The following is a 14,881-nucleotide window of genomic DNA, read 5'->3' on the forward strand; positions in this document are numbered from 1 at the left end:
ATCGACGGTCTGCCTCCCGGATCAGGCCGGGCCGCCCGCGGCAGCGGCCTCGCTCACTGCCAGGGCCGTTGCCATGATGGTCAGCTGAGGGTTCACCTCCGGACAGCTCGGCAGCGCCGATCCGTCCGCGACCAGGACGCCGTGCACGCCGCGCAGCCGGCCATGCGGGTCGGCGGGCGCGGTCTGTGCGTCGGCGCCGATGGCGACCGTCCCCGTCGGATGGAACGCCGACAGATGCAGCTGCCGTGCCGTCACATTGCCCAGCAGCAGCCGCAGTTCCTCCACGGAACCGGCCCGTGGCGCGGCCGCGATCCCGGTCAGGACCTCCTCGGCGCCCGCCGCGAACAGCAGCTCTCCCATCACCTCGATCGCGCGCAGCAGCCGTCGGCCGTCGCCCGGATCGAGGTCGTAGCGCAGCACACTGCGCCGAGCGCCAAGGACCCGGCCCGAAGGCCGGTCGGCGATCATCGCGCCCAGCGTGGCGAGGTTGCCCGCTTCCTCCAGCTCCGTACGCAGCGCGCGGCCCACGCCGGGGAGCACGAACGATCCCATGCCCGGAGGCCCGGCCGTGGCCTCGATGAGGATCCCGTCGTCGTGGTGCTGCTCGATGCCGACGCTCTGCAGCACTCCGTGCCACGCGGTGATCCGTTCCGTGAAGCGTCCGGCGACGCTGGTCGCCGGATGGACGGCCAGATTGCGCCCGAGCCGGGGGTGACGGCCGAGGCCGGAGCGCCGCAGCAGCGGCGGAGAGTGCAGCGCCCCGGCCGCGACGACGACGAGCGGTGCGAGGATCTCGAAGTCCGTTCCGTCCGGCCGCCGTACGCTGACGCCGCACGCGCGTGGGCCGCCGGGCCGGTCCGGATCGGTCAGGATCCGGCGTACGTAAGCGCTGGTGACGATACGTGCCCCGGCCGCGCATGCGTCGGGCAGCACGGACAGCTGAACGCTCTGCTTGGCACCGGTCGGACAGCCGACGACGCACTGGCACGAGCCCTTGCAGCCCGGCGCGTTGCGCCGCAGCGGTCCGGCCTTCCAGCCGAGGTTCTCGGCGCCGACCAGGGCCGTGCGCCCGTTGCGGCCCAGGACGTCGAGCGGCTGGGTCGCCACCCGCAGGGTGCGTTCGACCTCGTCGAGGCGCGCCGCGAAGGCGGCCGCATCGGCCAGGCCCACTCCGAACGCCTCCCGCCAGCGCGCGAGCACATGGTCCGGAGTGCGGTAGCACGTACCGGAGTTGACGACGGTGGTGCCTCCCACCGCACGGCCCACCGGAAGCACCACGGGCGGGTTGCCGAGCGCCACGGTCGCGCCTCCGTCGCGGTACAGCTCCGCGAACCGGTCCAGGGGTGCCCGCCGCCCGAAGTCGGCAGTGGTGTGCCGGCGCCCCTCCTCCAGGACCACGACACGCATCCCGGCGCGGGCGAGCGTGCGCGCGGCGATCGCGCCGCCCGCGCCGGAGCCGATCACGACGGCGTCGGCCGTCGACCGGTCCGGCCACTCGGCCGACGGCACGCAGTCCAGCGGCGGATCCTCGAACGGCGGTGCAGAGGGCGCGCGGCCCGGCTCCTCATGGAGCATCCGTTCCGTGCCTGCGGCCAGCATCACCGGGACTTTCACAGCGTCCAGCACAGGCACCAACGCGGGGTGGGCGGCCAACGAGGCCAGCACGCTCTCCCGCTCGACCGGCGTGAGACGGCGCAGCTGCCGACCCATGCGCACCGCGGCGTACAGGTCGATGGCAGCGGCCGCTCCGTGCACCCCGGCGCGGGCCGCAGCGGGCATCGCGTCGAGCATCCTGCCGAGCCGGTCGGGCACAGCGCCGGGCCAGGGCGCGCTGCCGTCGTCGGCGAGAAGAGCGGCGACGAGGCCGCCGAGCCTGCCGCTCACCGGTCTCCCACCTCCGCGTGCGCCGTGCCGTCCAGGAACCACTCGGCTTCCGTACGCCACCGGCCCCACCACCGCTCCAGCAGGACCTGAGCGTCCGCGCTCTCGCTGTTGCGGCACACGGCGGCCCCGCCGTCGGGATCGGTGTAGTCGAGCGCCAGGGTGCGCTCCTCGGGCTGGGTGACCTCGACCTTGATGCGGCGAAGCCCCGCCGTGCCGCTCACGGTCCATACGGGCAGGCCGATGCGCGTCCGGAAGCGGCCGAGCCCCGCCCAGCCGACGGCGCTGCGCTCCGCGTGGCGCGGCCAGGTGCGGCCGTTCCTGCGCAGCCGCAGGAAGGTGAGCGGCGGCAGCTTGTTCAGTCCGGGACGCATGGACACGGCTGCCACGATCTCGAGGACGTCCCCACCGCCGAGGTCGGCGTGGAGCCAGGCCCAGCGGCGGGCGTTGCCGTGTCCGTAGATCCGGGCGGAGGCGCCCGGGGCGGCGTCGAGTTGGAGTTCTCCGCCGGGGTGCGTGACCGTGCCCGTGTAGGAGGCGTGCGCGGACGGAAGGATCTGCGCGGCCGGCAGCAGCGGACGCCGCCATGACCAGCGCGGAAAGGTGAACAGAGGCTCGCCCTGCGGGCGTTCGGTGAGATCCCAGCTGAAGGCGCCCGCTGACCCCCGCAGCCGGCCGGGCCCGGCCTCGATACCGTCCACGCTGAAGCCGGCGGGATCCGGCTCCAACGGCTCGGGGCCGAACCGGGCATGCTCGACGGGACCTTCGGGCGGGAAGAGGGCGACCCAGCCGTGCCCGTGGGCGGGGGCACCGTCGGCAGGCGCGGTCAGCTCATGGTGCAGCCACACTCCGGTACGGGTCTTGGGGTCGGTGAGCGTGGTGTACCAGACCTCGGTGCGGCCGGGGCTGCCGTTCCAGCGTGGTGCCAGATGCCGTGCCGTGTCCTCCGCGTCCTGCGCTCGGGGGAAGCGGAAGCTGCCCAGGAACGGCATCAGTGCGGTCGTCACGGGGAAGCGCAGGGTGCCCCGCCCGGCCTCCTCGCCGTCCGCCAGCAGCGTGAACGGCAGGACCGTCATCGACTTCACCGGCCGCAGCGCCGAGACGGACTTCCACCCGTCGAGCGAGTAGCGGCGACCGTCGGCGGTGAAGTCCAGCCGGTAGCGGATCCGCCGCCGGGCGATCGGCGAAATCTCCAGCTCGCCGCGGACATCACGGTCGTCGGCCAGTCCCGCGATCCGTACGCGGCCGGTCAGTGTGCCGTCGGTCGTCCGGTGCGGGAGCATCAACCCCTCGGCCCGGACGGCCAGATCGAGTCGCATTGCTCGCGTCTCGCTCTCGCCGGCCAGCCGCACCGAACCGACCATGGTCTCGGTGAACTCCGTTCCGCGCCCGGCCATCACTCGACCCCCAGCCCGTCGAGCATGATCCGCTCGGTGGCGCTCATATAGGCGTCGGCTGCGGCGCGGGCCGCCGCGCCGTCCCCCGCGCAGACCGCTTCGACGACTGGGGCCAGTCGCGCATGGGCGGCCTCCGGGTCGAGGAACGGCCCGACCAGATGGGCACGCATCGGCACGTAGGCGTTGAACAGGGTGTTGGTCAGCAGGGTGTAGACCCGGTTGCCGGTGGCGCGCGCCAGCGCACGGTGCACCTCGATGTCGGCGAGCTGGACCGGATCCCCGCCCTCGCCGCCTGCCACGTCGGCCAGCAGCTCCCGCAGCTCGGTGCATTGCGCCGCCGTGCCCTTCTCGGCGGCGCGGCCCGCGATCAACGCGCCGATGCTGCGCCGCACTTCGAAGATCTCGCCGAGCCAGCCGGGGCTGTGCCGCACCAGCATCGGCAGCAGATCCGCGCCGCCGAGGCGCGCGTAGTCCCGCACCCGGGTGCCGACACCGTGCCGGGTCTCCAACAGCCCGGCCTGCACCAGGCGGCCGAATGCGTGCTTGAGGGTGGTGCGGGTGACGCCGTAGCCGTCGGCGAGTTCACGCTCGGGGGGCAGATAACTGCCGGTGGGATGGCGGCCGGTGAGGATGTCCTCCCTCAGGCGCATCTCCAGTGCGTCGACGATCGTCTCGCGGGGCAGTGTCTCCACAACTCTCCTCAGTGGCTGAGTGGATGAGCCACTGAACCACGCTGTGGGATCGGGAGGCAAGGGTCCGTGCCGGGCAGAACCGGCTACGGGGCGTCCGCGTCCTTCTTCGGTTCGTCGGGTGCAACGGCGGCTGCGTGAGCGGGAACCCAGCAAGGTCGCGCCCTCGAGCAGCCAGTCCGGGACCGGCGGCCGCACCTCGGCCCCTCGTCGGCGTTCGTGCTCGCGCTGCCCCTCGGCCGTGATCCGCTCTCGAATGAACAGAAACTGGCGGACTGTTGAGCGGCGTGCGCCGATGTGGCACGACCAGCCACCCGAGGGCCGGCGGTGAGCACCGCCGCTCCCGGCCGAACCGTCGTCCCGCGGCTTACGCGGGGATCGCGCGTTGCTGTCGGTAGGTGAGCGGGCTGACGCCGTAGTGGCGTGAAGGCGGTGCTGAAAGTGAACTGGTCGAACGCGGTCATGCCCGGTCTGAGCAACGTCGACGACCGCACCTTCGTCGCGGCCTTCCGGGCACTCGATACGGCCATCACCAATCCGCTGTTCCTCGGTGTGGGGTTCCTCGGCACGCTGCTGTTCACGGGCTGTCCGCCGCCCTCCATCTCCGCGCGGGGCAGCGGCCGGTACTGATGTGGGTCGGGGCGGCACTGGTGTGCTGCCTGGTGGTGTTCGCGATCACGTTCGGCGTCCACGAGCCCCTCAACGAGAAGATCCGGACGGCCACAGAGACCGGCAGCACCACCGAACTCGCGGCGGTACGCGCCTTGGTCGATGAAACGACGTGGACGGCCTGGAACACCGGGCGGGCTGTCGCGGCAACGATCGGGTTCGGCTGTCTCGCCTGGGCGTTGGTGATTCATCGCGGGCTCGGCCAGGCCACCGACCGACCGACCGAGCGGCCGGTGACCGCCTCGGGCGAGCCGCGTTGGTACACCCGCCATCGATAACCAGCGGCCCTCTGCGGGCAGTTCGGCTGCAGCCGCTCCCCAATCCGTTGGCCACAAGGACCCTCCGGCGTCGAGAATCTCGCTATGTCCGACAGCCGAGACGGCGCAGACCGCGTATTCATCCGCAGCAAGTGGGGCACCAACCACTACGTCTACAACCGACGCAACCCCGTCGGCCGCGCCCTCATCGTCGGCTCACTGCTGTTCGCCGGCGGCGGCATGTACCTGCTCTACCACCCGGGCCTCCTCAGCAGCTCCGACACCTGGGACGGCGGCGAGCTGCGGTCCGCCGTGAAAGCAGCGACGGCAGAACTGTCGAGCAAAGCGGAGTTCGGGCCCGGGACCATCAACTACCCCGACATCCTGAAGGCCTCGATCGCGGGGCACGGCCACAGTCCCCAGGACGCTCTGACCGTCACCCTCGCCTCTGAGCCGCCGGAGTCCGCTCTGTTCAGCGGGGGCGTGGAACAGGCCGACTACACCGTCACCGCGAACGGCACGGACACCGCCTTCTGCCTCAGCGCCTACGCCATGAAGCGCAAGCTGGCCATGGGCTACGACTCCGTCGCCCTCTACATCGACGATGGGGCATGCCCTGCTACCTGAATCCGTTGTCCCCGTCCGACGCCGGCCCGCCCACGTTCCTGAGCAGGTGCGGCTCCAACCGAGCCCACTCCAGGTCCGAGCAGTCACCCCGCCCCACGGTGGGTGGAACGACACAGACATGTCCGAGTCACACGACTCATCGGACACTGGCCAGCGGCGAGCCGCGACGGCAGCGGTCGCACGGGACATGACGCGCCGTCGGCGGCAAGGTTGCCGGGGTTCACGTTCCCGTTCGGCCGCGACGACCAGGGCCTCAGTGGCGGAGATCGGCCCTCCTGACGGCCGTGTGGGGCCGCTGGCGTTGTCCACGAGGTGGGTTTGCTCGTTTCCGTGGAGCCGGACCGCGCGTCCTTGCCCGGCTTTCTTGTGCCGGCGATGGCAGCACGGTCGCCGTGGCTGCGCTGAGCACCCAATCATGGCCAGGAGGGGCTTCGGTCAGGCGATCAGACGCCCGTCCTGCGGGTCGAAACAGTTGATGCCGAGCGGCCGGGCAAGTTCTGCGGCAAACGATGCAGCTTCCTGATACTCGCTGAAGACCACGCCGAAGTGGACCAACCGACGAGTGCCGGAGCACCCCGGAAGCACTACGCACCCGGCGACCACACTCGGTGATCACACAGGCTGTCAGTACCGAGGTCGTGTGTTCTGCGCGGGCAGTGGGCGCAGTGCGGGCCAGCGTTCCAGCAGGCGCGCGGCCAGGGCCTCGCTGAGGTGGCCGAGGGCATGCAGATGGTCGTGGTCGCGGGTCAGGTCGGCGACCGCACCGAGCCGGTGGACGAGGCGCTCCCGGGCGGAGATGTAGCCCCACTCGAAGTCCTCCGCCGGCACCCGAGCGAGGTGGTCGACCGATTCGCGTTGAGCGCGTTCGACGAGTGCGTCGCCACGGATCAACCAGCCGGCGCAGGCGTCGGCGAGGTCGCCGGGGACGTCCGTGCCGGTGAGACTCCGCCAGGTGGCACGGTAGATGTCCTCGGCTTCCGCGAGCGGCGCGGCCGTGACCGACATCGCGCACCAGCAGGTCGGGAACCCGATGCGGAAGTAGGCGAGTTCGACCAGGCCATTGCCCAGCGACGCCTGCTCGAAGTCAATGAAGCGGACGCCGGTGGCGGTGCGTAGGTCGTTGCCGGGGCAGGGGTCGCCGTGCAGCAACGCATGGTGGCTCGCAGGGTCGAGTCGGTCGATCAGGCCGGCGAGTTCGTTCGGCACTGCGGGTTCGACGGGGACGTCGAGCGCCTTGGCGAGAGTAAGGAAGGACTCGGCGTCGGCGGCCGTCGGTCCGGACCAGGCGGGGAGCGTGCCCGTATCGGTCGGTCCGGTGAGCGCGTGCAGCCGGGCGAGGGACTCGGCGTAGCCGGGAATCCAGTCGTCGGCCGCGCCGAGATCGTCCAGGTGCTCCAGGACCATCACGCGGGACGCCGGGTCCGCTCCGAGCAGCGCGGGCGCGACGGTCGGCCGGGTGGCCCGCGCGGCGAGCCGCAACGCGGCGACCTCCCGCGCATAACGCGCATCCCCGTCAGGCCCGGTTCCACCTCCGTCGGCGATCTGTTTGACGATCACCCGGCCACCGCCGCGCAGTTCGACCTTCCACACCCGGGAGCGCGGGCTGCTGTCCAGGAGCGTGGCCTCCGTGGGCGAGCCCAGCACGGAACGCAGTTCGTCGCTGATCGGCACCGGGGTCGGCATAAATTGCAGCGTAGGCCGCTCCGCAGCACGGTGTACGGACTTTTGGTCACGGACACCAGCGTTGTCGTGCCGGCCGATGAACACGCGCCGCCGCCATCAGACCCTCGCCCGCGCGGTCGGCGGCCTGGTGGTGCCCGGAGCGGACGGTCGGGCGGGCGTCCTGCGTCGGCCTACCCGGGCGGCTGGCCTCGACGACCGTTGCCAGCCAGTCCCCTACACGCCGTTGCGCACTACCGTCGTCGGCACAACCGTTCGGCGCGCCGGTTCCGGCGGCGCGTCCTGGACCCTGCTCGACCCGGTCCAGCAGAAGCTGGGCGGCCCGGCGCCCGACCTCGTACGCGACGTACGCGACGTACGCGACGTACGCGACGTACGCGACGACGGTCACCGGCACGCCCAGCATGTCCGCCATCTCGAATCGGGTCCGGGGGTGTCGTTTCCCATGGCTAGAATCGTCGGGATGCCAGGACCGACCGCAGCAAGCGCCGCATCCCGTGGGTAAGGCCCGCACACTCGCTCAGGTGTACAGACGCTTCGGTGAGGTCGATGCCGCCAAAACATCGCCGCTGTATGAGCGCGTCGCCCTCGCCCTGAGTGAGTCCGACGAGGCACTGCGCGCCATCGAGGCGGCGCCGGCGCGCAAGCGGCACCCCACGGTGATCCTCGCCGCGCTGCACGACCTCGCCCTCGCCGGACGCGCCCCGGAGCTTGCCGCCGCCTATGCCGCTGCGGACGGCGACGCTGCCGCCGGCGCGGCGATCGACGCACTGCTGCGAAAGACCGACTCGGTCGTGGCCATCGCCGTGCGCCGGCAGACGCGGACCAACGAAACCGGACGCTGCGCCGTGCTGTATCCGGCCATTGCCGAGGCGGCGCGCCGGGTAGGCGCGAATGCGGTTGGGCTGATCGACGTGGGCTGCTCGGCTGGGCTCAATCTCCAAGTCGATCGCGTTGGCATCACGTACAGCAACGGACAAACGCTGGGCGACCCCTCATCTCCCGTCCAGCTGTCGTCTTCGATCGTGGGAGACCGTCCCATCCCGACGTGGGCGATGCCCGAGGTCGTCGCCCGGGTCGGCGTCGACCTCGATCCGGTCGACGTGACCGACGCGGATGACGCCCGATGGATGCGTGCCTGCCTGTGGCCGGATCAGCCGGAGCGGGTCGCGAGGCTCGAAGCGGAGATGGCGTTGGCGGCGACGGCCCCTCCGCTGCTGCTGCAAGGGGACGCCGTCGAGGTGCTGCCCGACGCCTTCGCCCACGTGCCCGCGGACGCCCTGCCTGTCGTCACCACGTCGTGGGCGCTGTCGCGGTTCCCGCTCGAGAGCCGCCTGCGCTTCCTGCACCGCCTCGACGAAGCGGCGGCCGGCCGGGCGGTGGCGTGGGTGTCAGCGGAGGGTGTCGGAGTCGCGCCGACGGTACCGACACTTGGCGATCGCCGCGCCTCCGGCCACAGCATCATCGGCCTGGCGGTGCTCGACCGGTCGGCTCTGCGCGCCGAGGCCATTGGCCGCTGCTGGTCGCAGGGCCGCTTGCTGGCGTGGCTGGCAGACTCCTAGTGTCCCGTCAGGCTGATCCATCGACGAATTCGCCTGAACTCGAGATTTCGTGGTCCGGAGCTGGTTCCGAGGAGGCAAGAGCCTCGACATAAGGCCTTGTGCACTCGGACGAGGTTGGGTCACAGGGGCTCCGGTCACCCGGACCAGGTGACAGGCCCTCGCTCCCAACGCTACGAGCCGGGACCGATAGCCCCGGCTCGGGGGCCCGATCCGTCGTAGTACCGCCGGGGCGGATCACTGGCCGATGGGGTCCTTCAGCAAGTCGCCCACGACTGAGGGCCGTTGCGGGGATCCTCGGTCCGAGGAGGAGGCGTGGGGGTCCGTGGCAGTGGGGAGCGCGATGACCGGGTCAATCCGGTGACCAGCGCATCCCAGCTCTCGGCGGTCGGGCCGCCCGGACGGAGGAACCCACCCAGCAGCCGGCTTGGCACTGCCTCAAAGCCCGGTCGTTCACGGCCGGGTCACGTTGACCGGGGCCCCACCCAGCCGTGTCGGACGGCGTGACCGCCAAGCTGCATCCGGGTCCGAACTCCGGCTAGGTCCATGAGGTGGCGCAGGCGTCGGTGCAGCGTGCGCGGTGACAGACCGAGCTGTGTCGCCGCCGTCGGATCGGTCATGCCGGCCAGTAGTAGCGCAAGGATCCTTCGGTCGAGGTCGGTCGGGCCTTCCGCACCGAGCTCGACGGTGGGTTCGGCTTCCGTGCCGGTGCCCGACAGTTCGAGCGGGTGGGCGGTGCGCCATACCGTCTCGAACAGCGCGTCCAGGGCGTCCAACAGGCCGCTGCGGTGCAGCAGCACGGCGCCGGGCTCGCCGGCCGGTGTGGTCGCGAGCGGGACAAGGCCGAGGTCGGCGTCGGCCAGGACGAGTTTCATCGGCAGCTCGTCGGCGACACGCAGTTGTACGCCGTTGCGCAGTGAATCGATCGCATCGTGGATGATGCCCGGCTCCGCCAGCACTGCCCGGTCCAGGACCGCCCGGAAGTGCACGCCGCGGCCGATGGCCATGGGTTCGGCTGTGTTCTCGTCGGGCGGCAAGGCGACGAACGGTGCGGTGATGAAGGAGCGGACCTGCGTGCGGGCTGCCTGCTGCACCTGGAGGAAGCGATGGCGGATGGCGTCGACGCCCGTGACGACCTCGACCAGATCGCTGATGCTGCTCCCGGTCATCGCCGCCCGGTGTTCCTCGGCGAAGGTCACCAGTGCGTGCTCAGCCGCGCGCAGCCCGTCCCGGCGCTGGCTGATGAGGGCGCCGAGCGCCATGGCCGGCGGCGCGGCGGTGAACCGCTCGTCCGCCGAACCGGTCACCAGTCCCCACCCGACCAGGCGGGACAATGCCTTGTCGACGTGGGCCTGCGACAGGGCGAGCAGATCCGACAGCAGCATCGCGGTGGAGTTCGGCCGTCCGAGCAGCTCCCGGTAGACGCGCTCGTCATCGGGTCCGAGACCCAGAACATCCAGCATCGGCGACCGACTCTCTTCCGCTTGCCGCAGCGGAGAGAGTATGCGCCATGGCGGCAGACCCTGAATAGTCCCTGATGGGAGCAGGTGCGAGGGGTAGGGCCCCGGGGAGTCGCCTCCCCGGGGCCCGACAGTGTGGCTCATCGCAGGCCGTACGCCCGGATGATCTCGTTCTTGACGCTGAAGCCCTTGTCCGTCGCGGCGCTCGCGCGTACCGAGACGTAGCCGCCGGGCTTCTTGGCCGTTTTGAACGAACCCGTCCAGTAGCCGTTGGCGCCCTTGGCCAGGGTCACCTTCTGCCAGGTGGCGCCGTCGTCGTACGAGACGTCCAGCGTCACCTTGTTGACGGTGCCCGGCACGGCGCCGAGGTCCATCGACACCGGCTTGAGCGCGATCTGCTGGGTGGCGTTGGCCTTGACATCCCCGTGCAGGTCCGACTCCAGCTTGTAGTCCAGGTTCAGCACCGAGAACGGCTCGAAGAAGTCCGAGTCGACTGTGTCGGACATGAAGGTCCACTCGGTGTGGGTGCGCGTCGACAGCCGGAAGACGTCACCCGGCCGCTCCACGTCGAGGACGGCGCGGTAGGGCAGGTTGCCCGCCGGCACCTCCACCCACTGCATGTCTCCGCTGACCGGGTTGTCGTGGATCAGCGTGTCGCCCTGGAAGACCTGCAGGTGGGACGGCGTCTCACCCCACGGCAGGAAGCCCCCCAGCCGCATGTTGTCGCTCGCGGAGGCCCATGCCTGCACGTTCCAGGTCATGTAGTTCTGCCAACGGGAGTTGTACACACCGAAGGACTCGCCCTGGCCGGGCCGGGTCGCCGGAGCGAACCAGTCCAGTTCGGTGGTGCTGCCCTTGGCGTACGTGTTGTCGCCCGACACCATCACCCACGGCAGGTTTCCGTCGACGCCCTGCGCGTGGAACTCCCTCCAGACCTGGCCCGGCGTTACCCATTCGGTGCGGGTGCCCGGGTGCCACTCGGCCTCGGGGAAGTTGAACGACGGGCTGAGGGTGAAGTCGGACCGGTAGCCCTCCGCCGCCCGACCACCCGTGGCCGAGTAGTAGCGGGCATCGATCCGGGCGAGGTCACGCTTGGTCGGCTTGTAGACCAGGGCCCGGTCCGGCACCTGGCCGGGGTATTCCCGGGTCAGGTCGTAGACGAAGGGCGTGTGCTCGGTCTGCTCCACGGTCAGCTTCAGGATGCCGGTCCTGGCCATCGACACGAGGGACTTGCCCGCGTCGCGGTGCACGGTGGCGACCGGGATGGTCGACTCGCCGACGTACTCCATCAGGGCACCGACACCGTCGTTGACCACGATCAGCGCCTTCGCACCGGCCGCGACCGCGGCCTCGGTGCGCTCCTGCGGCGAGACCTCGTCGCTGCGCGTGATGACGACGACCTTGCCCTTGGCCTTGATCTTCTCGTATGCGGCCGCCGCGCCGTTGCCCGCGTAGGCGGCGTCCAGCTTGTCCGTGGCGGTGCCCAGGGCACTGCCCGCCTGCACCAGTGTCTCGAAGCGGAGCAGACCGCCCAACGTGCTCAGGCTGAGCGCCGGCTCGCCCTTGCGCCAGCGGGTGGTCAGGATGAACTCGCCCTGTGCCATCGGCTTCGTCGGCGCGACGTAGACGTCGTCGTACGTCGGCGGCAGCACGTACGCGCTGCGGTAGTCCATGAACGGGTCGAGGCCCTTGTAGTGGACGTTGAAGTCGACCTTGCGCTGGCGGTCCTCGGTGCGCTGCGGCGCCTCGGTCTGCAGCAGGCGTGCCTTGCTCGCGTCCAGCACCACCTCCGCGGAGCCGTCCTTGAGCACGGTCTCCGGGGCGACCATCACGGCCAGACCCGAGCGGTCCGCCTTCTCGCCGGCCACGTCGAGGTACCCCGCGACGGTGTACAGGCCGGGTGCCATACGCATGGTGGTCTGGCCGTCGACGTAGACCGACCACGGCCAGAAGTCCCCGGCGAGGTTGACTGTGACCTGGCCGGCGGCGGGCTTGCCGTCCCGGCCGACCAGCTTGATGGTCAGGTCGTGGCGCTCCTCCTCCTTGAGCAACGCCACGGACGTGCGGGTCACCGGCTGCCCGGTCGCCGCGTCGGTGGCTGTCACGTAGCCGACGTGCCGGCCTGCCGAAGCGGATTGCGGGTCACCGGTCACCGGGACGGTGGCGGTGCCGCCCGCCGGGACGGTCACCGTGGTGGCTCCCAGGGTGAACGGCCCGTCGTCGTCGGTCAGCGCCAGCTTCAGCTCGGCGTCGGCGGAACCGGTGTTGGTGAAGGTCAGGTCCTTCGTGACGGCGATGTCGCTCGGCTCGTGCGGCCATGTGTAGTTGCCGAAGAAGAGCGATCCCGTTCCGCGGACCGTGGTGCGCACGGCGGCGGCCACGTCGAGGCGGCCGGTGCCGACCTCGTACGGCGAGTACCCGCCGTCCAGGCCCTTCGCGGTGCTCATCAGGTGTTCCTTGAGCTGCGCGCCGGTCCAGTCCGGGTGTTGCTGGGCCAGGATCGCCGCCGCGCCGGCCACGTGCGGGGTGGCCATCGAGGTGCCGCTGATGGTGCGGTAGTGGCCCTCGCCGCCGTCGGTCATCTCCTGCGAGCGGGCCGCGGTGATGTCCACGCCGGGCGCCGCGATGTCCGGCTTCATGCCGCCGGAGTAGGCGAGCGGGCCGGTGCTGGAGAAGGACGCGAGCCGGTCCTCCTTGTCCGTGGCGGCCACGGTCAGCGCCGAGGCTGCCGCGCCCGGGGCGGAGATGCTCTCCGGGCCGGCGTTGCCGGCGGCTATGACGAACAGCGTGCCGAACTGCGCGGACAGCGCGTCGACTGTCTGCGACATCGGGTCGCTGCCGTCCGTCGGGTAGGAGTCGCCGAGGCTCATGTTGACGACGTCCGCACCGGACTCGGCGGCCCACTGCATGCCGGCCATGACCCAGGAGTCCTGGCCGTAGCCCTCCGCGCCGCCGAGCACCTTGCCGACGAACAGGTCGGCGCCGGGAGCGACGCCCTTGTTGTCGCCTCCGGAGGCGGCGCCCGAACCGACGATCGTGCCGGCCACATGCGTGCCGTGCCCGTTGATGTCGGTGACGGCCTCGCCCGGCACGAAGCTGGCCGTGCCGTCGATCAGGCCGGCGAGGTCGGGGTGGTTGACGTCGATGCCGGTGTCGAGCACCGCAACCTTGACGCCCTTGCCGGTGTGGCCGGCCGCCCAGGCCTCGGGCGCGCCGATCAGCGGCACGCTCTCCTTCAGGTTGGCCTTCACTCGACCGTCGAGCCACAGCTTCGCCATGCCCGCGCCCAACGTGGCGCTGCCCTGCGGCGCGACGGTGGACCAGAACGTGCGGGCCTGCCGCTTCTCGGTGCTGAGCACGGCACCGCGGATGCCCTTGAGCTTACGAGTCAGCTTGCTGCCCCGGGGGGCCGTCGGCTCGACGGCCGCGCGAGACTTCGGCTGGGCGTACGTCGCGATCAGCGGTACCGCGGCCGACTTGGCGTCGTCGTAGCCCATCTCGATCAGGTCGGTGACGTTGAACAGCCGCCGGTCCAGTTTGTTCGTGCCCAGCAGCGGCGCCGCCTCGTCCGGGATGACGAACAGGTCGCCCTTGATCTCCTGGAGTTTCACGCCGCCGACGGCGCTGTCCGGCCGGTCGACGTCGGCGATCTGCTTGCCGTCGGCCGTCGTGGTGACCGTGACGACGTCGCCGGTGACCAGGGTGACCTTGTGGGTCGCCGAGGGCTTGGCGGGAACGGGGGGCTTGCTCGGGGCGGCTTGTGCGGGCGCTTGCAGAACTGCGAGCCCCGACGCCAGCAACGGCACCGCGATGGCGGCAGAGAGCAGCTGCCAGCGTCTGCGCCGGAAGGCGGAAGACTGAGAGGGGGAGAACATGCCATGGGTCTATCGGCCGGTACGGCCGACGTGAAGGTCTGGTGACGGCAAGTCCTCGCCATGGCAAGGACTTGCCAGCCGTGAACTGCGCGAATCCGGGCAAGGTCGCACTTTGCGCACGTGGCATTCAGTCAGCGGTTGCCGCGCGAAACCCGTGTCGCCGCCGGCCGTCCGCGCACAGCGGCGGACGCAGGTGCTTCCTCTCCGGCAAGTGCCGCATCAACGCGATGGAGCCCTCGTCCTTACCGATGAGCGCAGCCAATCGTTCTTCGGTGGTGAGGTACGGGACGTCTCGTTGCCGGCGTCACCCCGGCCCCCGCGCCGCCGGCCGCATTCGCGGCACCCGACATGCGACGTCGGTCTCGCCGGTTCCGGGCACTCCCCGACCCGCAGGCCCAGCCGCCGGGTGGAGCGGGGTCTGTCAATGGATCAGTGCATCCAGGGTGGTTGGGATCACTGACGCGCTGCTGAGAGTCGGCCGTCGAAGGTGAGGGCGAAGGCGTTCAGCGCTGTCCTCCTGCGCATGGTCCAGCGAGCCTGCCCCTTGCCGGTCGGGGGCGGGCAACACGATCGCCAGGTGGACGCGCTTCCACGCGGCCTCGTCGTTGAGGAAAGAGCACGTCAGACACGGCCAAGGACCCAGCAGCCGACCTGAATCCGTACGCGAACCCCAGAAACTGAACGACTCCCCCTAGATACGTGACTGCCAGTTCCGTTATTTTCCCTCCATGCCGGGAGTCGTCGACCCGCCGTAGTCGCCTGTCACTGCGGAGCGGCACTGATCTCT

At 70.8% G+C, this 14,881-nt stretch carries 11 protein-coding genes and 1 pseudogene; 4 read left to right on the top strand and 8 right to left on the bottom strand.

The genetic code is table 11. The features are described 5' to 3' along the window. Window positions 1–21 precede the first annotated feature (21 nt). Genes AC067Z_RS28580 through AC067Z_RS28590 form a run of 3 tightly spaced genes read right to left on the bottom strand, consistent with a single transcriptional unit; the run spans window position 22 to window position 3,970 of the window. Window positions 22–1,884, bottom strand: coding sequence for a GMC family oxidoreductase (locus tag AC067Z_RS28580; RefSeq protein WP_478792503.1), 1,863 nt, complete (start codon window positions 1,882–1,884; stop codon window positions 22–24). Further along, window positions 1,881–3,278, bottom strand: coding sequence for a hypothetical protein (locus tag AC067Z_RS28585; protein ID WP_478792504.1), 1,398 nt, complete (start codon window positions 3,276–3,278; stop codon window positions 1,881–1,883). Before AC067Z_RS28585 ends, AC067Z_RS28580 begins: the two co-directional genes overlap by 4 nt. After that, entirely contained in the window at window positions 3,278–3,970 is a 693-nt protein-coding gene (locus AC067Z_RS28590; protein WP_478792505.1) for a FadR/GntR family transcriptional regulator, read from the bottom strand. The genes AC067Z_RS28585 and AC067Z_RS28590 overlap by 1 nt, the downstream gene beginning before the upstream one ends. A 438-nt stretch (window positions 3,971–4,408) precedes the next feature. Here AC067Z_RS28590 and AC067Z_RS28595 point away from each other — a divergent pair, with 438 nt between their 5' ends. The 3 genes from AC067Z_RS28595 to AC067Z_RS28605 all read left to right on the top strand — a co-directional run bounded on the left by AC067Z_RS28595 (window position 4,409) and on the right by AC067Z_RS28605 (window position 5,520). After that, window positions 4,409–4,597: a hypothetical protein gene (locus tag AC067Z_RS28595; protein WP_478792506.1), complete on the top strand. Its 189-nt coding sequence runs from the start codon at window positions 4,409–4,411 to the stop codon at window positions 4,595–4,597. Further along, on the top strand, window positions 4,597–4,914 hold the full coding sequence (locus AC067Z_RS28600; protein ID WP_478792507.1) for an anthrone oxygenase family protein: 318 nt from the start codon (window positions 4,597–4,599) through the stop codon (window positions 4,912–4,914). Before AC067Z_RS28595 ends, AC067Z_RS28600 begins: the two co-directional genes overlap by 1 nt. Window positions 4,915–4,998: 84 nt before the next feature. Further along, window positions 4,999–5,520, top strand: a complete 522-nt coding sequence (locus tag AC067Z_RS28605; RefSeq protein ID WP_478792508.1) for a hypothetical protein — start codon at window positions 4,999–5,001, stop codon at window positions 5,518–5,520. A gap of 624 nt (window positions 5,521–6,144) precedes the next feature. Here the strand turns inward: AC067Z_RS28605 and AC067Z_RS28610 are convergent. Both AC067Z_RS28610 and AC067Z_RS28615 read right to left on the bottom strand, forming a co-directional pair. Beyond that, window positions 6,145–7,203, bottom strand: a complete 1,059-nt coding sequence (locus AC067Z_RS28610) for a phosphotransferase (RefSeq protein WP_478792509.1) — start codon at window positions 7,201–7,203, stop codon at window positions 6,145–6,147. Window positions 7,204–7,249: 46 nt separating this feature from the next. Further along, window positions 7,250–7,615, bottom strand: coding sequence for a hypothetical protein (locus AC067Z_RS28615; RefSeq protein WP_478792510.1), 366 nt, complete (start codon window positions 7,613–7,615; stop codon window positions 7,250–7,252). A gap of 109 nt (window positions 7,616–7,724) precedes the next feature. Between AC067Z_RS28615 and AC067Z_RS28620 the strand changes: the two genes are divergently transcribed. Further along, the gene (locus AC067Z_RS28620) at window positions 7,725–8,762 is read left to right on the top strand and encodes a DUF2332 domain-containing protein (RefSeq protein WP_478792511.1); all 1,038 of its coding nucleotides are present in this window, start codon (window positions 7,725–7,727) and stop codon (window positions 8,760–8,762) included. Window positions 8,763–9,223: 461 nt separating this feature from the next. Here the strand turns inward: AC067Z_RS28620 and AC067Z_RS28625 are convergent, their stop codons facing one another. The 3 genes and pseudogenes from AC067Z_RS28625 to AC067Z_RS28635 form a co-directional block, all read right to left on the bottom strand. Further along, window positions 9,224–10,222 (bottom strand): transcriptional regulator TrmB, encoded by a 999-nt coding sequence (locus tag AC067Z_RS28625; protein ID WP_478792512.1) that lies wholly within the window; start codon window positions 10,220–10,222, stop codon window positions 9,224–9,226. A gap of 137 nt (window positions 10,223–10,359) precedes the next feature. Further along, window positions 10,360–14,094: a S8 family serine peptidase gene (locus tag AC067Z_RS28630; protein ID WP_478792513.1), complete on the bottom strand. Its 3,735-nt coding sequence runs from the start codon at window positions 14,092–14,094 to the stop codon at window positions 10,360–10,362. Window positions 14,095–14,547: 453 nt separating this feature from the next. Further along, window positions 14,548–14,707 (bottom strand): annotated as a pseudogene (locus tag AC067Z_RS28635) (IS256 family transposase); the annotation flags it as partial. Window positions 14,708–14,881 lie beyond the last annotated feature (174 nt).

This window comes from Streptomyces sp. NPDC043812 (assembly GCF_056436245.1).